The following is a 20,351-nucleotide window of genomic DNA, read 5'->3' on the forward strand; positions in this document are numbered from 1 at the left end:
AGAGATGCATAATGACGAATGAATAATGACTGGCTTCAGCATTACTCATTCGCCATTCGCTAGTCAGTTTATTTCTTAGGGTTGTAGCCAGGCTTTACGTAAGGCTGTTTGTTCAGCGCTTGGCGCTTCAACTGGTTTTAACACATGGCGTTGTTGCTTTTCAGTTTCTATGGCTTTTGCACGTAGCTTCACTTCTTTTTCTTTGCCCTGATCATCTTTCCGGGCTACCAGCATAGTTACTTCGTCACCAGCCTTTCCATTCATCATGTAATCCATAATTACCTTTTGAATGTTCTCAATGCTTAATTTTGTGCCATTAAATGCTACAAATTCGTCGCCTTCTTTAAAGCCCATCTCTTTGCCAAACTGATCCAGTTGCTCGGTATTGGTTACTACCAGGCGTTGTGTTTCGGGATTAAAATTTACTTCCATATTTCCTAAGGTAACACCTTTGGTTACAGAATTTGGCTCATAGGTAACACCCACTTTGCTCAACAGTTCTTTCAATGGAAGGGGTTCGTTGCCTTCTACATGTTTGGCAAAAAACGTGCGTATCTCCGGATAGGTAAGCTTAGCTATCTGATCAAATAATTCATCGTCGTTAAAAGCTTTTTCTTTGCCGTAGGTTTTGGCCAGGTCTTGCATAAGATTCTGCAGGCCATATTTGCCCTGAGATAGTTCCCGTAATTTAATATCGAGTGCCAGGCCAATCAAAGCTCCTTTTTGGTACACATTGCCATATTGGTCTTTGTGAATATCCAGGGCATTTTTACTCATCACCGTAAACGGCAAGGTATCATTAAATTGTTCGGCAGCCATCATTTTCTCCTGAATCATGCCTATATATTGAGGCACATCAATAATCCCATGTTTCACCTGCATATGGCCTGCAAAGTATTCAGTTACGCCTTCATACAACCATAAATGTTTGGACATTTTAGGGCTGTTAAAATCAAAATTGTGGATTTCTTCCGAGTGGATGCTTAATGGGGTAAGAATATGGAAAAACTCATGAGCCGATACATCCCGTACAGTTTGAGCCAGGTACTCCGGCTGGGCTTCCGGTAAGGTGTACAAAGAAGAGTAAGAATGCTCCAGGGCTCCCATGGAACCGGATTTTGTTGGTTTGTCAAACAAATAAATGATAAATGCATACTTTTTAATCGGTAACTGGCCACCCAGGTATTCTTTCTGGGCATTCAGTACTTCATCAATATTGGCGGCTATTTCTTTAGAAGAAGCTACTTTGTTGGGAGAGTAAACAGAAACCAGAATGTCGGCTCCGCCTATTTTTAATACGGTAGTATCCGGGCGGTTGTACATCATAGGAGCATCTACCAGATCCATATAAGAACCTACCTCATATACATCTTGTGTGTTGCTAGTTTTGGCAGCGGTTAGGGAAGTTGAGCCATAAAACCCGTCTGGTTTGGTGATGTTTATTTCATACTTAGCCCGTTTCAGGTCGTCAATATATCCAAAAAAACCGTGGGTGTTCAGTACAAAATTGGTGTCTTTCTCAATGTTGGTGCCTCCGGGTTCAAACACAAAATCTTCACGGATGTCGGTATCCCAGGTATCTTGTACATCATAGCTGATGCGGTTCAGGTTTTTGGCATTTTTTATACGCCAGCTATTTTCATCAATTTTCTCTACAGGCAGCACTTTTCCTTTTTTGTCGCGGGCGGTGAAGTTAGAGACAAATCGGCCAAAATTATAGTTGGCATAGGTACCGGGCACTATCTTGGGCATATAATACACTACTTCCTTCTTCTTCATGGCCGGCACAATCAGATTTACGGTAAGCTGGTCGTTTTGCACCTTGGTTAAATCTATGGAGTACTGATACAGATTCTTCTCAGGCTTTCCGGTGTCGGCTAGGGCCATGGTGATGGCTGTCATGCAAGCCAAGCAACTCATTACAATTTTTTTCATGTGTTAAATATTGGTTAATACTGTTCAAAAGTTAAGTGCTAGCCAGCTATGCAGCGAATGACTGGTTGCCTCCTTACTTTTGCAAATATGCTGGTAGTATAGCCACTCAACTAGTTTTTCTATCCTGCCCGCTAACAAAACAATATCTCCTGTATTCGTATTTTATCAGGGGAATGTTTGTGCAAAGGGCTTACTAGTTTGTAAGCTATGTCCGCTCGTTCAAGAACAGTTCCAGTAGTGGCAAGTTACCGGATATTCTACAGAAAAGGCGGATGAATTACGCAAGCGGAAAATACTATGGATGATTGGAGCCTTTTAAATTTTCCAACGGTATACATAACAGGGCAGTATTCTGCCAATTATTCATGGTGCGGTTACTTACTTTTGATCAGACGGTATGTTTTACGTTTGCCATGCATATCTTTTACAACCAGAAAGTATATTCCAGGTGTTAAACCATTGGTTGCCAGGGATAAATCGTGTGGTGTACGGGTCTTGGAAGGTTGGATTCTTTGCTGAGAATACGTTTTCCCCAATATATCTGAAATAGTAATCAGCAACTCGCCATTATCGGGAACGGTCTCCAGGTAAAGTACATCAGTAAAAGGATTTGGGTAAACTTGTGGGGGAGTAACTGTTTGTTCTTCTGCATCAGAAGCGGCTATTCTGGCAGCAGGGGAAGCTAAGAAAGGCGATAACCGCATGCCAGGAATGGGTCTTTCCAGGATACCGTTGGGTAATTGCCAGCCTACCGCAACATTATCTATACCGGTTCCTTCTTTGTGAAGAACTTCTATATAGTATTTTTTTCCTGCCTGCAACGCTATTTTAGCAGACTTCTGCGTATTGCTTTTGGTCCACTCCCGGGAGTTGGTTCCTCCTTTAACTAAGGCTATTTTCTTCTTACTGAAAGGGCTTTCATCAGGACTCAACCATAACTCACTGTTATCGTTACTGGCAATCCAGAAAATATAATTTCCGCTTGCCGGCGCATGCACATACCCCCTGATACGGGCTCCATAATTGTCTCCGGCATTTACGGGTCCTTCAAAAAGTGTGAGAATCTGAGTGCCGGACGGCGGTGTATTCAATGGAATAGCACTAATAGTAGTACCAGCAATAGTATTCCAGTATTCCCTTCCAATAGTACCCGTACCTGGTTGTGGACCAGTACCAGGATAAGGATTTACCTTGTCTTCCATTTGTCCGTACATAAATAACAAGCCAGGATAGATACCCCAGTCTCCTGTCCATACCAGATGCTTGCCGTTTACTTCCGGATAAGTCCAGTACGGAGTAATGCCCGGGCCTTGCCGCATATACATGGCTTTAATGTTGTTATCTTTAAACCGCAGATTGCCCATAGCCAGCCATACATCGTGTAGTGCTTTCCAGGTGTCAGTCTGCCCATCTATCAAGTAAGCGGCGCTGGCATTTTCTGCGATGTTTGTCCCATACCAGAACACTTGTTTAGCGGCAATAGCATACATCATCTTCAATACCTTGTACAGATTTTTTGTTTCTCCATTGCTTCCTTCGGTACCATACAAGCCAATACTGGTACTATACTCATACAAGCTTAGGTCGCCTGTACGGGCTAAGGCATCTACTATTGAGAGGGCAGGGGCGGCTACACTGGTTGCGTATCCCCAGCCTAAGTCAGGGATGGTATTGCTCCATCTTTCCATTTCTCCTACCACACCATCTGTAAATACGGAATATTTTATCCAGTCTTTGACATATCTCTTGGCGGCATCTATCAGTTGCGTATTACCTACCTTGATCCCAACCATTGCAGCAAACCGGTAGCAAGCCATGCGGCGGTTGTTAAAAGTTTGCATCAAGCCATAAATGGTATGGCCGGGACCTGTTGCAGTATAGTGAGTGGTCAGATTCAGGCCGTTCCGCTGGACAGGATATTGAATGGCAGCAACCGTATAGGCTGCATCCGGACTGGAACTACTACGGTTGATAAAGTTTCTGTTTACATCCCAGTCTTGCTCTTTCTGGGCAAATGCTGCTGCTGCCAATAGCCAGGTATGTATGCGGGTTTTTTCATCTGACGTAAAGGTTATTTCTCCGGTTAGCTTATCCGATATCTCTATGTAGTCATAGGCGTGTAAATAATTATTGAACCAGTTTACGATTTGAAACAAAGGATTAATATCGCGGAAATAGGTAGCAGGCCAAAGGGTAGTATTTTTCAGGTCAAGCGTGGGTATGGTTGTGGCATGCAATAATTCCGCTTTTACAGTAGCTTTCAATATTGCCCTGTCGGCGCGGTTTTCATCTACTATACATACAAAAGCAGCATCGCGGATGTGATAGCCCAGGGTATTGCCATTGGGTTCATTGCTAAGCCTGACATCCTCACCGGTTCCTTTCTTTACTGCCCCGGTAAAAGTACCTGAGGTTTCGAACAGGGTAGGTCCTTGCCAGCGGTAAGCAGCCGGATTTGCTTTGAACGCATTGGTATTATTTACAATTCTTGTCCAGTCGTCAGGGGAGTTGGCGGATACATCTGACCGGGTTTTATAAGGTCCATTTAAGGCCCTTTGTTTCCAAACAGAAAGTTCTTCTAAGGTTACATGCAAACCAAGCCGGGTTTGTGCCAGTAAAGAAGCAGAATTGAAAAGGCATAACAGGAATAGAGCTATGCAGAAGCTATAGTATGTTGTTCTAAACATATGGTCAGGAGAAACTGCAATATATTCGAAATCAGCATGCTATACTTCTATTAATTGATAAATTATTTCTACAGAAAATAGTACAAGAGTATCTTAATTAAAAATGTACGTTTGTTTGACTTTTTTGTAGAACCGTTCCATATGCTATATTAGGCTATACCAATTACTAGTAGTTTATAGCTAACAGCATTGTATTTTTCTTTTTAAAAGCTTTGCGCAGCTTTAGAAGAAGAAATAGAGTTTATGAAAAATATTTTTACCAAAAAGTATCACCAATCGTACATCATGCCTAAACTAAAAGATGAAAATATTATTGGTTAACTTATTGCTTTTATTGACAACCAATCTGTGGTCACAAACAGAGCTTGGATTGGGACTTGTCTCTATCAACTTGAACGACAAAACAGTTTTACATTTTTATAAAAATATCACTGACAAAGCGCCTTCAAAAACCATTGAGTTCTTCAACGACAAGACAATTAACAGTTGGAATATCAAAGAACTCGACAAACAAAAGAATTGGTTAAAACCAGAAGTATTGTGGTTGGATTATTCCTCATTTATTTTTCGATGTGTAGTAAATAAGGAGGGTTGGTTCCAAGTAATCACCAACCAAGAAAATGGAGAGAGGTATTGGCTGAAGAATAGCAAAATGACGACTTTCAACACTTGGGAGAATTACTTGAAGGGGATGTTTGGGGTAAAAAGGCTACCAACCAATCACCAAAAAATAAGGTCTTCACCGACAGACAACTCGGCGGAGATAAAGTACCAAGGAGAAGATTGTTTTGGTGTAAAATCAATGAAAGGGGATTGGATAGAAATTTACACAGCAGACTACTGTGATGAAAGCTACACTGATAACAAAACACCATTGAAAAGGGGATGGATAAGGTGGAAGAGGGGCAACGAATTGCTAATTGAGTATTTTACAACAAGTTGATAAATAAAAACTAAGCCAAGGCATAACACCAGTCCCAGGTCAACCGGCCTTCTTGTCGCAATGCCTCACCGAAGCCGCACCGTTTGCGTGGGCCTCTGGTGCATTTTCCCTAATGTACATATTTTACTGCCAGCTGTCGCCAAAATTTCAAAAAGCTTGTTTATCATTTATAGAAATTTTTCCGGCAACGGCTTTGGCTTTTTCCACTAACTCAGCAGGATCTATATCTGCCTGATCATAGGCCAGTGCCACAGCCATTCGCCGGTAGGGTCTGGTAATAGGTTTGCCGAAAATGCGTACATCCGATTTGGGTACGGCTAATGCTTCCGCTAAACCGGTAAATTCAGGAGTAATGCCATCGGAATGCGCCAAAATAACGGCACTTGCCCCCGTTCTTTCCAGCGTAATTTCCGGGATAGGCAGACCTAAAACCGCCCGTACATGCAACTCAAACTCAGATAAATTCTGGGTGCCTGCCAGGGTAACCATGCCAGTATCATGCGGACGGGGTGAAAGTTCGGAGAAATATACACCATCATCCGCCAGAAAGAACTCTACTCCCCAGATGCCAGCACCTGTTAATGCGTTGGTTACTTTACCGGCCATTTGTTTGGCTTCTTCCAGCTGGGTAGGCGTAATGGCGGTAGGTTGCCAGCTTTCCTGGTAATCGCCTCTTTCCTGCCGGTGGCCAATAGGCGGGCAAAAGAGGGTAGGGCCGTTTTTCTGTGTTACGGTAAGCAGGGTAATTTCAGAAGTAAACGTAATGAATGCTTCTACAATTACTTCTGTATAATCGCCCCGGCCTTTGGTGGCGGCTATTTCCCAGGCTTTGGCTATGTCGGCTTCTGTATAAATGACCGACTGCCCCTTTCCTGAGGAAGACATTAACGGTTTTACCACACAAGGCAATCCGGTAAAAGAAACTGCTTTTGTTAATTCTTCTAAGGAACCAGCGTAGGTATATTTAGCCGTACGAACACCCAGTTCTTTAGCAGCCAGGTCGCGTATGGCTTTCCGGTTCATGGTATAGTTGGCTGCTTTGGCACTGGGCACTACCTGGATATTTTTTTTCTCGTACTCATAAAAACGCTCCGTGCGGATGGCTTCAATTTCAGGTACAATAATATCCGGTTGGTGAAGGTCTACTATCCGGTCAAGTGCTGTGCCATTTAGCATGTCTATCACTTCAAAGCTGTCGGCTACTTGCATAGCCGGTGCACCGGCATAAGAATCCACAGCAATTACATACTGGCCAAGTCGTTTAGCAGCGATTACAAACTCTTTGCCGAGTTCACCAGAGCCCAGCAGCATAATTTTTTTTTGCATAAGTATATGAACGTGATTTGCTATCAGTAAGAATGAATTACTCGGCCCGTACCGGCTCTGTGTCTGGCTTAGCTTCCAGGGATTGTTGTAGTGCTGCCGGAAGGTTGCTTAGAAAATCGTAGCCGGTAGCCTTTTCTATATCATCTACAGATACCCTGTACTCGGACCAGGGCTGTTCGTCTACAGCCTGTTTATTAGGCATATCCACGGCAATGACTCTTGTAGAGGACGATATCCGGCTTACATCCTTGTCTCCCTCGGGGAGTATGACTATAATTTTATAGAATCGGGCAGGCACGGTTATTTTACCGGAAGCAAGGGTATTGGTTGTTCCTCCGTTAGATCCGCTGCCTCCACGGCCATACACCCCTGCCACTATATATAGTTCATTTCCTCTGTCAATTAATGTGCGGCAGTATTCTTCCAGGTTACGCCAGGTAGTCCGGTTGTTGTTGGGCGCTTGCGGTACAATGTTGCTCATCAGAAAAGTGGCCTGGTTATCTTCTTCACTTTTATCGCGGTCGTCGGAAGGGCAGAGGTGGCCCCGGTCAAAACCAGTATTGGTATAGTCGCCCGGTGTGGCCCGGTACCAGCTGTCTGGCAGGGTATGATCTGGGCGGAAATTATCCTGCCGTTTTACGGTGCCTTTCCAGGTAGCATTCAGGTGCCAGCTTACCCAGTTGGCAGTACCTCTGGCGCTGTTATAGGATAGGGCATACTGTGGCCGGATGACCAGAAAATTTTCACTATTGGCCGGATCTGCAGTAGCTTTACTGGGGTTGCCTAACAAAATATGAAGTTCTTCAGTTGAAGAAGCAGGGCTGAGGGTTTTCTTTGCGCACGAATGAATACCAATACAAAGAATAATCAGAAAGTATAAAAATGATTGCCGCATCCGGTGGATTTTCCTGTAAATATAGAAATATTTGCAAAGAGTATGGAGTACTTAACGACTAACAAGCATGACTAAAGAAGAGATAGAGAAATATATGCGGGAGGCTATACGCCTGTCCAGAGAAGGTGCTGAAAGTGGCAAAGGCGGCCCATTCGGCGCTGTCATCGTAAAAGATACTCAGGTAGTGGGTAAAGGCTCCAATCAGGTGTTGCTCACCAACGATCCTACGGCCCATGCAGAAGTGGTAGCTATTCGTAACGCTTGCGCCACGCTCCAAACTTTTCACCTGGAAGAGTGTATCTTGTTTACCTCCTGCGAACCTTGCCCTATGTGCTTAGGTGCCATTTACTGGGCCAGAATCCGGAAAATCTATTATGCCAATACCCGGAAAGATGCGGCAACCATTGGCTTTAATGATGATTTTATTTACTGTGAACTGGATCTTCCCATTGAAGAAAGGCATATTCCCATGGAACCCCTGCTGAGACAAGAAGCCTTGCAGGTATTTCAGGACTGGGAAATTACAAAGAATAAGAAACTGTATTGATCTGGAAACTTCCGGGTTGCTCATCGACTGATTTAGTTACAGCTTACTAGAGTAACGGCTTACAACAACTATCTCTGCTAATGTAAAAAGCAATGTAGTCATAAGTTTTTATGGATGAAGCTGCCACTGAAAAATGAGTCCCAGCCGGATAATATGGCGGCTCCAGTAGGCATCTCCGGAATCACGTAACTGAAAGGCATTGAGATAGCCTGCTTCGACGGTGACAGATTTTGATGGAGAATAAATAAATCCTCCATACAGCCTGTTCTGGTTAAACAGATTTGCCTCGTTGCCTGCCTGGATCATAAATTCGTCGTACAACGTAAAATCTACCAGCGAGGCATCGTCTTTTTTTTGTTTAATCAATGTAAATTGCCACTCCGGCCGCAACCGTAGCCGGAAAGTTAAGCTATACGTATTGTCTATTTCAACTGCGGTGATATCCCGTAAAAAACGTTCTTCCAGCCGGAGACGGAACAGCCACGTATGACGGTTGTTTTCCTTTTCAAAGCTTAGCTGCTGGTGAGGCCTAAGCTCGGTGCCTAAGGGATCGTCGAATGACCGTAACGAATCAGCCTCCTGCCCAAAATAAGCAAATCCTGCTCCGGCAGATAACACTTTGTTGAGTTTGTAAGTAAGCTGAAAACGGCTAAAATATTGATGCTCATTGCTGACATATTGAAATCGCCTGTCTTCCAGTTCCAGAACAGTTTGCCATTTGGGAGATATATCCAGTACACCTTCCAGATGGTACCAGCCTAGCCATTGCGTAGTAATTTTGTTCGTATGCATCTGTGCAACACTAAACTGAAATAGGCACAGCCCCAATACACATGATAGGAAGATACGTTTCATTGAAAATTAGCAAGGCTGATTTTCTTTTCTGAGTATCAGCTCCTGCTGCTTGATACAGCAAATAGCCAGTAAAAGTTGTAAATCTTTAGTAAAGGTGTGTGATATGCAAGATTCACTTGAAAGCCCATTAGCCAAGAGACATCCTAAAACCACATCCAGAAGGCGTATGCAGCGATGTATACTACTTAAGGAGAGGTACAGGAAGGGAGGAAAACAAAGGTGTGGTGCTGCAAAAGCTGAAAGAAATATTATACAATAAGCTACAGCATCATTACTTATAACATATTCTGCAGGATTGGGTAGATCTGTTATTTCCTACTATAATGGCTTAATTAGTAAAAATAATATAACAAATGTCAGAAGTAATTAAAAATTTCTAAGCTTTTGTCGTAATTTTATAGGTTGAAACAGATAGATGTTTTCTATTAAACGATCAATTACTAATTACTGCTGTAACTTTCTGACTATGTTTTATTTAAAATTTACCTATTCCCGTAACCTGCGGTATCTGCATCTGCTAACGGCAGTGCTAGTGATCTTTGGTTTAGCCTCTTGCCATCAGGAGGAGAAAAGAGAACCCAAAATATTAGTATTCTCCAAAACAACCGGCTACCGGCATCAGGCCATTCCAGATGGCATAGCTGCTATTATAAAGCTAGGTGCTGAAAATGGCTTTAAAGTAGATACCACAGAGGATGCTGAAAAATTTACGGAAAACAATCTCAAGCAGTATAGTGCTGTTGTCTTTCTGAACACAACCGGCGATCCCTTGAATGCTGTACAACAAGCTAATTTTGAACGCTACATACAAGCCGGAGGCGGATTTATGGGGGTACATGCGGCAGCCGATACCGAATATAACTGGCCCTGGTATAACAAACTCTCAGGAGCCTGGTTTGAAAGCCATCCGGAACAGCAAAATGCCGTTATCCGTGTTGTAGATAGCAACCATCCGTCTACCAAAGATTTGCCCAAAGAATGGAAACGCTTTGATGAGTGGTATAATTTTAAATCCATCAATCCGGACGTAAAAGTACTTGCTTACCTGGATGAAAAAACCTACAAAGGCGGAAAAAATGGAGATAAACATCCCTTTGCCTGGTATCATGAGTTTGATGGGGGTAGAGCCTATTATACAGCAGGCGGCCATACAGCTGAAAGTTACAAAGATCCTCAGTTTCTGAAGCATTTGCTGGGAGGGATTACCTACGTGATGGGTGGCAACGAACCATTAAACTATCAACTGGCGAAAACTACCCAGGTACCGGAGCAGAATCGCTTCACGAAAACAGAGTTAACAGCTAATCTGGATGAGCCAATGGAGCTGGATGTTACCGCCGATGGCCGCGTATTTTTTGTGGAAAGAAAAGGCAAAGTAAAAATGTATGATCCTTCTTCTGGCGAAACAACAGTGGTCGGAGAAATTCCAGTCAACACCAAATATACTGGTGGTAAAGAAGCAGAAGATGGTCTATTAGGCATTGCCTTAGATCCAGGATTTGCCAGCAACCGCTGGGTTTATTTGTTCTATTCTCCCTTGGGAGGTGCACCAAAGCAGCATGTATCCAGATTCACTTTAAACAAAGATTATACAGTGAATATGGATTCTGAAAAGGTTGTTCTGGAAATTGCTACCCAGCGCGACGAGTGCTGCCATTCCGGTGGTTCTCTGGCCTTTGATGCCTATGGAAATCTATTTATCTCCACTGGGGATAACACTAACCCTTTTGCCTCCGACGGGTATTCTCCTTCCGATGAACGTCCTGGCAGAAGTGCCTGGGATGCACAAAAATCGTCTGCCAACATGAATGACCTGCGTGGAAAAGTAATGCGAATTCATCCGGAAAGAGACGGAAGTTATACTATTCCCGATGGCAACTTATTTCCTAAAGATGGCTCCAAAGGCAGACCTGAAATTTATGGTATGGGTATGCGTAACCCTTACCGGATTGCCATCGATAGCAAACGGTACTATTTATACTGGGGTGATGTAGGACCAGATGCCAGAAAAGACAGTACACAAGGGCCACGTGGGCACGATGAAGTTAATCAGGCACGGAAAGCAGGCTTCTTTGGTTGGCCGTATTTTGTGGGCAACAACAAAGCCTACCACAAGGTAAACTTTGCTACCGGTGAAATTGGCCAGGCACATGACCCTAAAGCCCCAATGAATACATCTCCTAACAATACTGGTGGAAAAAACTTGCCTCCGGCACAGCCAGCCTTTATTTATTATCCGTATGATGTCTCCCCAGATTTTCCGGATGTAGGTACTGGTGGACGTACAGCCATGGCAGGCCCCACCTATTATTATGACGATTTTAATGCCGATTCTGAAGTGAAGTTTCCAAAATATTACGATGGCAAACTGCTCATTTATGAGTGGATGCGGGGATGGATTATGGCAGTAACGCTGAAAGAAAACGGCGATTTTGATAAGATGGAACCAGTTGCCTCCCACCTGAAATTTGAAAAGCCCAGCGACATGGCCTTTGATAAAAATGGCACTATGTACATTCTGGAATATGGAAGCAACTGGTTTGCAGCAAATGACAATGCCAAACTGGTAAAAGTTGAGTATATCCGGGGTAACCGGGCACCGGTAGTTGTAGCCAGTGCCTCTGAAAATGCCGGAGCTGTTCCGTTAAAAGTGAAGTTTTCCAGCGAAGGCACCTACGACGACGATGGGGACAAACTTAGTTACGACTGGCGCTTCACAGATAAACGCATTACCTCAAATGAGCAAAATCCGGAATTCACCTTCGACAAGCCAGGAGTGTATAATGCCAGCCTGACAGTAACCGATGCCAAAGGTAAAAGTTCTGTAGCCAATATTGCTATTAAAGTAGGCAACAGCACACCGGTAATTGCAGTGAATACTGCCGGCAATAGTACGTTTTTCTGGGACAATGCCACCATTAATTATGATGTGCAGGTAACGGATAAAGAAGATGGCAACCTGAAATCAGGGGTTGATCCGTCCAAAGTAAAAGTATATGTAGATTATCTGCCACAGGGGAAAGATATGATTGAGGTACTGGGCCATCAGACGAAAGATGCTGAAGCGCCTACCGCCGTTCATCCAGGATCACTCTTAATGAACAAAAGTGATTGCAAAGCCTGTCATGCGATTGATAAAAAGTCCATCGGCCCGGCCTATATTGATGTGGCTAAAAAGTATCAGAATGACAAAGGCGCTGTAGACCGTCTGGCCAGAAAAGTAATAAATGGCGGAGGAGGAGTATGGGGCGAAAACGTCATGAGTGCCCACCCACAATTATCCGAAGCCGATGCCAAAGAAATGGTAAATTATGTGTTGTCATTAGCCAACGAGAAGGCAGCCAAAACCAGTCTGGACCCACAAGGTACATTCACAGCTAATCAACATGTGGGTAAAGGGGAAGAAGGTTCTTACGTAATCTCTGCTTATTATACAGACAAAGGTACCAAAGAAGTAGGCCCGCTAATGGGTAGAGGTATGTCTATATTGCGTCATCCAAAAGTGCAGGTAGAAGACTATGATGCTGCTCAGGGAGTTAATAAAGGAAATTTTGCCGGGCAACCTGCCATAACTGGCATGGGTAATAATGCATACATTTCCTTCAAAGGGATAGACCTGAAAGAGGTAAACAAACTTACGTTTAGCTATTACGCCAGAAATACAAGTGGTAAACTGGAAGTACGCTTAGATAAGCAAAACGGCCAAGCTATTGGAAGTATAGCATTAACTCCAGGAACAGAAAATAAGTGGCAGGAGGGAACTGCGCCGATCAGCGCTGTAAATGGCAAACATGATCTTTATATAGTATATGTAGCTGACCAGGGGCAACAAGGAGCTGTAAACCTGAACTGGATATATTTCCACAACAGCAACCAGACACCAGCCAGGAGTCAGACAATCTCTTTGAAGTAATTGGTAAAAAATTATAAAATGCGAATAAACCTAACAGGACGAGTTTGTCTGTTAGGTTTATTTTTATCAGGTGCCGGCAAATTTCTCCATGTATGAATGGCATATACATTGCGGGTATTACCAAAACCAGATTCCGTATTTTTGCTATTATTCGTGTATCACTTATACATAAATAGAATTTTAATTTAATATTTGCTGTTTCATTCATACCCATTTGTTAAGTTCAGATAGACTTTACCATACATGCAGCCTATAGTTCAGAAATTCAGTGTTCCCTTTCAGTACACTGTTCATTTTACCAATGGAATATTTAATCTCAACAATCCATTATTCAGCCAAATATTTCTACAAGACGGTAACAACACTCCCCGCAAATTATTTTTTGTTGTAGATAGTGGCGTGGCAGCACATCATCCCCAATTAGTAGCAGATATAGAAAAATATGTGCAACACTATCAGCAGGTGTTCAAATTGAGCGGTAAGCCTGTTATTATGCCTGGAGGAGAAGCCTGTAAAACAGATTATTCGCTGGTAGAGCAAATCCAGCAAGCCGTGAATGAGTATGGTATAGACAGGCATTCGTATATTGTAGGGATTGGTGGAGGGGCTATTCTGGATATGGTGGGTTTTGCTGCTGCTGTTTCGCATAGGGGAGTGCGGCTGGTACGAATTCCTACTACGGTGCTGGCGCAGAATGATTCCGGCGTAGGGGTGAAAAACAGTATAAATGCTTTTCATAAGAAAAACTTTTTAGGCACCTTTGCTCCCCCTTTTGCTGTACTCAACGATTTTGACTTTCTTCTTACGTTAGATGACCGCGACTGGCGTTCTGGTATTGCAGAAGCTATAAAGGTTGCCCTGATAAAAGATATTCATTTCTGGCAGTTTATTAAAACGCATGCACAAGCTCTGGCCAACCGCGAGATGAATGCCATGCAATACCTCATCCACCGTTGCGCCCAGATGCATCTGGATCATATTGCGGGGGGCGATCCTTTTGAGATGGGCTCAGCCAGGCCACTCGATTTTGGCCACTGGGCTGCTCATAAGATGGAACAGTTAACCAACTATCAGTTACGCCATGGAGAAGCTGTAGCTATTGGCATAGCCCTGGATTGTGCGTATGCTTACCTGGCAGGCATGCTTACAAAGGATGAATTAAATGAGATAATAGAAGTGATGGAAGAAATAGGCTTTCAGCTATTTGACCCAGTGCTGTTGCAAAGAGAAGAAAATGCCCAGCAAGTTTCACAGCTGGCTGTTATTAAAGGATTGTCCGAATTCCGGGAACATCTGGGTGGCCGCCTGACAATTACCTTACTTGAAAGAATTGGAAAAGGCAAAGAGGTAAACCAGATAGATTCGGCCTTGGTAGAAAAAGCAGTTTACTTCCTACAAAGCCATAGTGTAAACATAAACGTATAAGTATTTCTGCAATACAGCAGAATGTCAGGGAGGAATGGCCAACTTCAGGAGAAAAGCTATTGTTTGCCTGCCTTAGTTTTCCTACTCTCCTATATAAATTTAGCTATGTTTATTCAGATTTAAACCATGCAGAATTGCATGGTTTTTTGTTTATATCTCTTTTAACCCCCTGTTAAATAATAAATTATTTTCATCCCTATAGAAAGCTTAACTTATAAAAATTGCTTGCGTATAGATGGACGATAATTTTTTATTTAGCTATATTTCAATTCCTATTTTTCTTAACAGCCACGGCAGGTAAACTATGCAAAAAGCACCAAAAAAATTAGTATTTGTTATCAACCCCATATCCGGAGGGCTTGATAAAAACGATACAGAGGTAAGTATCCAGGGATTCTGTTTGCATAAAGGTATCGATTGCACCATCTACCGTACTACTGGCCAGGCTGACGATATGCAGATTCTTGATCTTTGTGCAGTAGAAAAGCCAGATGCCGTGGTAGCTGTAGGGGGAGATGGAACAGTGAATCTGGTGGGGACCATGCTTATTAACAAACATATTCCTTTAGGCATTATTCCACAGGGATCTGGCAATGGTCTATCGAAAGATTTGAAAATTCCACAAGATTTTGAACAAGCATTAACTGTACTTAGCCAGTTTAAAGTAGCCGAAATAGATACCTTACGAATTAACCAAATACCCTCTTTACACCTGAGTGATATTGGGTTTAATGCCCTGATAGTTAAGCGGTTTTCGGAAGGCGACAGGCGGGGGCCAGGTGCGTATGCCTGGAATTTGATGAAAGAATATGTAGGCTATCAGCCAAAGGAGTATGAAATAAAAACCGATAAAGATTATTTCAAAGGAAAGGCATTTATGGTGACCATAGCCAATGCCAATATGTTCGGAAGCAATGCTACGATCAATCCGGATGGAGAAGTGGACGATGGTATTTTTGAGATTTGTATTTTAACAGAGTTTCCTAAAACCGCAGGCATTAATATTTTGTACCAGATGTACCAGGCAGATATTAACAACTCACCCTACAGCAATGTATTTAAATGTAAATATGCCACAATTCTTAACCTAGAAAAAGAACTCATCCAGATTGATGGCGAGCCGGTCGACACTGTAGATAAACTGGAGGTGAAAATATTGTCCAATAGTTTAAAGGTGATTGTCCCTTAAAGTATGAATGAATGTAGGCTCCATAGAAGAATAGCTATGTGTTAAACAGAACTTATCTGAATACGAGGGAAGCTGCTTGCTGATGGGTAAACAGTAGGCTAGGGCAGATTTTGATAAGAATAATTGCAAGTCTAGGCTGTAGTAAAACATTCTGTTAGTAAAGTAGTTATATATTTGGTCTGCTTTTTACAGACAGTAATTCCCTGCAGTACTTTCTATAAACATGCCACTAACCTATGAAAAAGTCTGTTCTGTTGCTGTGCACACTGGCTCTGCTTACCTCCTCCTGCACAACTTCTAAAAATTCACTGGCAAGCATGATGAATCTATTAAATGCCAAGTGGGCGCTTCAATCGCTTGCCGGGCAAAGCAATTTAGGCGAATTGTTCAGCAATAAACTGCCATTTCTGCAATTTGATACTGCTGCCAAGCGGGTAAGTGGAAATAATGGATGCAATAATCTTTCTGGTCCGCTAACCATTGAAGATGGCAACAAAATTAGTTTTAGCCAGCTGGCGGCAACTAAAATGGCATGTCCGGGTAATGGAGAAAATGCATTTATGGATGCCCTAAATAAAGTCACCAACTTTAAACTAGATGGTGGAGTATTAACCTTGCTTTCTCAAGGACAGGAGTTAATGAAACTTACGAAAGCCAATCCATAAAGTGTGTATGCCATAGGTACGAATACCAACCTATCTTGCCATTCTACAACCTATGTCTTCTGAAACAGCTATGTTCCTGTACTCTCCCTGTTTCTGCTAGTCTTCTTTCGGTAACCTTACGAAAATGATGGCCTTGCTTAGGTAAGGGCATAAAGCTGTTTTACATAACGTATCCGATGATTATGCAACCATCCTTGCCAACAACTATAGTTGGGTGTATTCTTCTCAGCTTAGGCTTCTTTGGTGTACAGGCACAATCCACTGAACGCGACAATAAGATACTCTACTTAAATAGCGTTGTTGGAGTTCAGATACCTACTACTTCTGCGTTAAATGAGGTTCTCAGCCAAGAAGGATTCTTGCCAGTGAGGGATGTATATTTTAGCAGAGGGGGAGGGTTTTACACTATTTTTCCAAAAATTCCTATTGCCACGCTGTTTACGCTGTCTTCTTATACAGCAACCAATAGTGAAGGGGGGAGAAGCAGTTGGGTAAGAGCAACGCAAGCAGGCACAGCCATAGGCCTCACCATTATAAATAACCGCACCTTTCAGCTTATTCCCTATGGGGGTATAGTATACTCCTGGTTTGGGGTACGTGTAGCCAAACAGGAGCCTGCCAGTACTTCGTTTAGCGGCTATTTCGCCGGTCAGCCTAATCAGCTACATACGGCTGCTAATGGGTTTATGGCAAATGCCGGGTTGCAAATAGCCAGAAAAGCAGTTGGTAAAAGCAAGCTGGGAGAGAACCTGGTATTGGGTTTACGGGCAGGTTATTATTTACCCTTGGCAGCGCAAGTCTGGAAAACCCAGAACACACGTCTCTCAGATGGCCCCCAGGTTAATACAGGCGGCCTTTATTGCAGTCTTCTTATTGCTTTTGCTCAATAGTTTTCCACAACGCCTCACCACTATCTACGGACTTTAACTATTCAACCTATGTACAAAAAAACACTGATTCTGTATCTGACTTTTACGCTAGTATCTATTACCTCTTACACACAAAACCTGCAACCGGGGTTTGATAAACGAGAATGTATGGAACTGCTGAAGGTTTTTTCCAGGTGGGGAGATTCTACGTTTTACCAGGGTATACCTGAATCGGAAGATTTTAAGCGGGTATACGGTTCCCCAACGATGGGTCTGGAAAACCGGTGGGAATTATATACAGGCAAGCAAAACAATATTGCCCTTCTCAATATCCGGGGTACTACCACAGACCCGGTAAGCTGGCTGGAGAATTTTTATGCGGCTATGGTGCCGGCCAACGGATCTATTACATTAAGTAAAAAGCTAACTTTCGACTATCAACTGGCTACCCATCCTAAAGCAGCAGTACATGTGGGATGGCTGATTGGAATGGGTTTTCTGGCCACGGATATGTTGCCTAAAATAGATTCCTGCTACAAGGCAGGTGTCCGCGATTTTCTGATTATGGGCCATAGCCAGGGTGGAGCACTGGCCTATCTGCTTACTTCGCATCTGTATCATTTGAGGGAAACCGGAAAACTGCCCGCTGATATCCGGCTAAAAACCTATTGTATGGCAGCCCCTAAACCAGGTAACCTGTATTACGCCTACGACTATGAAGAACGGACGCGGGGAGGGTGGGCTTTTACCGTAGTCAATGCTGCCGACTGGGTGCCGGAAGTTCCTATCTCTATTCAGACAGTGAATGACTTTAACCAGACTAATCCATTTAAGAATGCCAAAGCGGGGATAAAAAAGCAATCTTTTCCCAGAAAGGTAGTACTTAACCATGTGTATTCACAGTTAACCAAACATACCTTAAGAGCCCAACGGAGGTACCAGAAATACCTGGGCAGAAAAACCTCCCGGTTTGTTAAATCTCAGCTAAAAGGGATAAAAGTGCCGGATTTTGTAGATTCCAATCATTATGTACGCACAGGTACTTTTGTTGTCCTGCAGCCAGACGAAGCCTATTTTCAGCAATTTCCTGATAGCGATACTAAAATATTTATACATCATTTAATACAACCTTATTTGTATCTGGTTGAAAAAATAGAGCAAACTCCTTAATCTATGTCCTAGATATGTACATCCGCGTTTTCCTTAATTTAGTTGGTGGAATATGGATTTTGGGCAGTTTAGCTGTACAGGCACAGCCCGATCCGCTGTTTCAAAAAAAACTAAATGCCCATAGTTTATCTGAAAGATGGGAACTAGATTCCGTCACCAAAAGAGGTGTTTTTCTGATTACACCATACAAACCAGTGTATATTACAGCAGGCCGGTGGTCGGATAAACCTAATGAGCAACCATTCAGTGAGAATCCTGCGTATTCGCTTCCTTTCCGCGTAGATTATGGAAATTATGAAGCAAAATATCAGTTGAGTTTCAAAGTAAAACTATTGCAGGAGATTTTCGGCAAGCATGGAGATTTATGGATTGCCTATACACAGCGGTCGCACTGGCAGATTTATAATACCGAATTTTCCAGGCCATTCCGCGAGACCAATTACGAACCAGAAGTCTTACTCAACTTTGCTACTAACTTTTCTTTGCTTGGTTTTAAGTTAAGAATGATGGGCATTGGCCTCAATCATCAGTCTAATGGCAGGGCACTGCCGCTTTCCAGGAGCTGGAACAGAGTTATTGCCCATGCTGCCTTTGAACGGGGCAAGTGGGTGCTGCTTATACGGCCATGGTACCGGCTAAAAGATACGGACGATGAAAACCCAGCTATCACAGATTATATTGGAAGAGCAGATGCTACACTAACCTATAATGCCGGGCGAAATTTATTTGCCCTTACCAGTAGCCATTCTTTACGATTAGGGAGAAAGAACCGGGGCCAGCTGTTATTTGACTGGACTTGCCGAATCCGGAATTACCTGAGAGGCCATATGCAGCTGATGCATGGCTACGGCGAAACATTAGTTGATTACAACCACCGTCAGACAACTATTGGTTTAGGCATATCACTGGTAGAGTGGTTATAATACAGGCTTTTATTCCCTAAGTTTTCGCCAGCCTTCTGTGAGGAAGCCGATACCATACCCAACTAATTGTACAAATACGGCAATGATACTTAATAAACCTACTTCCAGGCTTTTATTTTTGATTGTAGCATCCAGCAGGATAAGCAGGAAATAAAGAATAAATAAGCTAAGGGCCAGCTGGTACAGCGGGGTAGAAAAAAGGGAAAGCAGGGGAATGCTGAAGGATGCGAGCGTAAATAATGCCGGAAAGATGTGCACCAGCTTTAGTTCTTTTGGATAGAACCGGGAAATATTAATTCTGGCTCTGCCAAAAAAATGCAACTGCTTAAAAAACTGCCGGAAATTGGTACGGCGCTTATGATACACATAGGCATCTTCTATCAAACCGGTAGTAAACCCATGTTTGATAATGTTAATGGTGTAAATAATATCTTCTCCCATCCGGGTAATCACATAGCCGCCTACGGTTTCATATACTTTGCGGGAAAGACCCATATTAAAACTTCTGGGATGAAAAGCTCCGCCCACCCGTTTTTTATTTCCGCGGATACCCCCGGTAGTAAACAGCGAAGTCATAGAATAACTAATGGCTTTCTGGATAGGAGAGAAGTTGGGATGAGCCCGGTCTGGTCCTCCATAGGCATCCAGGTAATGAGTATTTAAGTATGCGTCAACTGTAGCAAAATAATGTTCCGGTATCAGGCAATCCGAATCAAATATCACAAAATAGTCGCCTTTGGCTAGGGTAAAGCCATAGTTCCTCGAAAAACCCTGTCCGCTATTCTCTTTAAAATAATACCGGATTTCCAGCTGGCCGGCAAACTGTTCTACCATATGCTGGCAAGTCAGCTTTGAGCCATCTTCAATAACGAGTACCTCAAAATTCCGGTAAGTCTGCCTGGTTAAAGATTCCAGCAATTCGTTGATTTCGTCAGGACGGTTGTATACCGGAATAATAATGGAATACTTGCGCAAGGGTAAAGGAAGATTAACTAAGGTACAAATGTGC

General features: G+C 43.0%; 15 protein-coding genes. 9 read left to right on the plus strand and 6 right to left on the minus strand.

Translation table 11 applies throughout. The annotated features are described in order from the left end of the window. Nucleotides 1-75 precede the first annotated feature (75 nt). Together Q0590_RS16890 and Q0590_RS16895 are read right to left on the minus strand one after the other, a co-directional pair. A complete protein-coding gene (locus Q0590_RS16890; RefSeq protein ID WP_302038755.1) occupies nt 76-1,935 on the minus strand; it encodes a M61 family metallopeptidase in 1,860 nt (619 codons plus the stop codon). A gap of 374 nt (nt 1,936-2,309) precedes the next feature. After that, the gene (locus Q0590_RS16895; RefSeq protein WP_302038756.1) at nt 2,310-4,529 is read right to left on the minus strand and encodes a PA14 domain-containing protein; all 2,220 of its coding nucleotides are present in this window, start codon (nt 4,527-4,529) and stop codon (nt 2,310-2,312) included. 394 nt (nt 4,530-4,923) lie between these two features. Between Q0590_RS16895 and Q0590_RS16900 the strand changes: the two genes are divergently transcribed. Next, the gene (locus Q0590_RS16900) at nt 4,924-5,565 is read left to right on the plus strand and encodes a hypothetical protein (RefSeq protein ID WP_302038757.1); all 642 of its coding nucleotides are present in this window, start codon (nt 4,924-4,926) and stop codon (nt 5,563-5,565) included. 147 nt (nt 5,566-5,712) lie between these two features. Here the strand turns inward: Q0590_RS16900 and purT are convergent, their stop codons facing one another. Both purT and Q0590_RS16910 read right to left on the minus strand, forming a co-directional pair. After that, entirely contained in the window at nt 5,713-6,891 is a 1,179-nt protein-coding gene (purT, locus tag Q0590_RS16905; RefSeq protein WP_302038758.1) for a formate-dependent phosphoribosylglycinamide formyltransferase, read from the minus strand. Nucleotides 6,892-6,928: 37 nt separating this feature from the next. Beyond that, the gene (locus Q0590_RS16910; RefSeq protein ID WP_302038759.1) at nt 6,929-7,786 is read right to left on the minus strand and encodes a DNA/RNA non-specific endonuclease; all 858 of its coding nucleotides are present in this window, start codon (nt 7,784-7,786) and stop codon (nt 6,929-6,931) included. Nucleotides 7,787-7,853: 67 nt separating this feature from the next. Between Q0590_RS16910 and Q0590_RS16915 the strand changes: the two genes are divergently transcribed. After that, nucleotides 7,854-8,333 carry a nucleoside deaminase gene (locus Q0590_RS16915; RefSeq protein WP_302038760.1) on the plus strand — a complete coding sequence of 160 codons (480 nt, stop codon included), beginning with the start codon at nt 7,854-7,856 and terminating at the stop codon, nt 8,331-8,333. Between the two features lie 108 nt (nt 8,334-8,441). Here the strand turns inward: Q0590_RS16915 and Q0590_RS16920 are convergent, their stop codons facing one another. Then, complete coding sequence (locus Q0590_RS16920) at nt 8,442-9,125, minus strand: DUF2490 domain-containing protein (RefSeq protein WP_302038761.1); 684 nt, start codon at nt 9,123-9,125, stop codon at nt 8,442-8,444. A 529-nt stretch (nt 9,126-9,654) separates the two neighbouring features. Between Q0590_RS16920 and Q0590_RS16925 the strand changes: the two genes are divergently transcribed. The 7 genes from Q0590_RS16925 (at nt 9,655) to Q0590_RS16955 (ending at nt 19,342) form a co-directional block, all read left to right on the plus strand. Next, nucleotides 9,655-13,101 carry a ThuA domain-containing protein gene (locus tag Q0590_RS16925; RefSeq protein ID WP_302038762.1) on the plus strand — a complete coding sequence of 1,149 codons (3,447 nt, stop codon included), beginning with the start codon at nt 9,655-9,657 and terminating at the stop codon, nt 13,099-13,101. A 243-nt stretch (nt 13,102-13,344) separates the two neighbouring features. Next, on the plus strand, nt 13,345-14,526 hold the full coding sequence (locus Q0590_RS16930) for a 3-dehydroquinate synthase (protein WP_302038763.1): 1,182 nt from the start codon (nt 13,345-13,347) through the stop codon (nt 14,524-14,526). A gap of 304 nt (nt 14,527-14,830) precedes the next feature. After that, a complete protein-coding gene (locus tag Q0590_RS16935) occupies nt 14,831-15,715 on the plus strand; it encodes a diacylglycerol/lipid kinase family protein (RefSeq protein WP_302038764.1) in 885 nt (294 codons plus the stop codon). Nucleotides 15,716-15,951: 236 nt separating this feature from the next. Next, on the plus strand, nt 15,952-16,380 hold the full coding sequence (locus Q0590_RS16940) for an META domain-containing protein (protein WP_302038765.1): 429 nt from the start codon (nt 15,952-15,954) through the stop codon (nt 16,378-16,380). A 182-nt stretch (nt 16,381-16,562) separates the two neighbouring features. Next, nucleotides 16,563-17,270, plus strand: coding sequence for a hypothetical protein (locus tag Q0590_RS16945; protein ID WP_302038766.1), 708 nt, complete (start codon nt 16,563-16,565; stop codon nt 17,268-17,270). Between the two features lie 48 nt (nt 17,271-17,318). After that, nucleotides 17,319-18,419, plus strand: a complete 1,101-nt coding sequence (locus Q0590_RS16950; RefSeq protein WP_302038767.1) for a lipase family protein — start codon at nt 17,319-17,321, stop codon at nt 18,417-18,419. Between the two features lie 14 nt (nt 18,420-18,433). Then, complete coding sequence (locus Q0590_RS16955) at nt 18,434-19,342, plus strand: phospholipase A (RefSeq protein WP_302038768.1); 909 nt, start codon at nt 18,434-18,436, stop codon at nt 19,340-19,342. Between the two features lie 9 nt (nt 19,343-19,351). Here the strand turns inward: Q0590_RS16955 and Q0590_RS16960 are convergent, their stop codons facing one another. After that, nucleotides 19,352-20,317 (minus strand): glycosyltransferase family 2 protein, encoded by a 966-nt coding sequence (locus tag Q0590_RS16960; protein WP_302038769.1) that lies wholly within the window; start codon nt 20,315-20,317, stop codon nt 19,352-19,354. Nucleotides 20,318-20,351 lie beyond the last annotated feature (34 nt).

Origin of the sequence: Rhodocytophaga aerolata, assembly GCF_030503435.1 — a bacterium.
In the GTDB taxonomy this organism is placed as follows: domain Bacteria; phylum Bacteroidota; class Bacteroidia; order Cytophagales; family 172606-1; genus Rhodocytophaga; species Rhodocytophaga aerolata.

Bases quoted from the DNA above. Each gene is read 5' to 3' on its own strand.
- Q0590_RS16890 (WP_302038755.1), bottom strand. From the start codon at position 1,935: ATGAAAAAAATTGTAATGAGTTGCTTGGCTTGCATGACAGCCATCACC.
- Q0590_RS16900 (WP_302038757.1), top strand. From the start codon at position 4,924: ATGAAAATATTATTGGTTAACTTATTGCTTTTATTGACAACCAATCTG.
- purT (WP_302038758.1), bottom strand. From the start codon at position 6,891: ATGCAAAAAAAAATTATGCTGCTGGGCTCTGGTGAACTCGGCAAAGAG.
- Q0590_RS16910 (WP_302038759.1), bottom strand. From the start codon at position 7,786: ATGCGGCAATCATTTTTATACTTTCTGATTATTCTTTGTATTGGTATT.
- Q0590_RS16915 (WP_302038760.1), top strand. From the start codon at position 7,854: ATGACTAAAGAAGAGATAGAGAAATATATGCGGGAGGCTATACGCCTG.
- Q0590_RS16920 (WP_302038761.1), bottom strand. From the start codon at position 9,125: ATGCATACGAACAAAATTACTACGCAATGGCTAGGCTGGTACCATCTG.
- Q0590_RS16925 (WP_302038762.1), top strand. From the start codon at position 9,655: ATGTTTTATTTAAAATTTACCTATTCCCGTAACCTGCGGTATCTGCAT.
- Q0590_RS16930 (WP_302038763.1), top strand. From the start codon at position 13,345: ATGCAGCCTATAGTTCAGAAATTCAGTGTTCCCTTTCAGTACACTGTT.
- Q0590_RS16935 (WP_302038764.1), top strand. From the start codon at position 14,831: ATGCAAAAAGCACCAAAAAAATTAGTATTTGTTATCAACCCCATATCC.
- Q0590_RS16940 (WP_302038765.1), top strand. From the start codon at position 15,952: ATGAAAAAGTCTGTTCTGTTGCTGTGCACACTGGCTCTGCTTACCTCC.
- Q0590_RS16945 (WP_302038766.1), top strand. From the start codon at position 16,563: ATGCAACCATCCTTGCCAACAACTATAGTTGGGTGTATTCTTCTCAGC.
- Q0590_RS16950 (WP_302038767.1), top strand. From the start codon at position 17,319: ATGTACAAAAAAACACTGATTCTGTATCTGACTTTTACGCTAGTATCT.
- Q0590_RS16955 (WP_302038768.1), top strand. From the start codon at position 18,434: ATGTACATCCGCGTTTTCCTTAATTTAGTTGGTGGAATATGGATTTTG.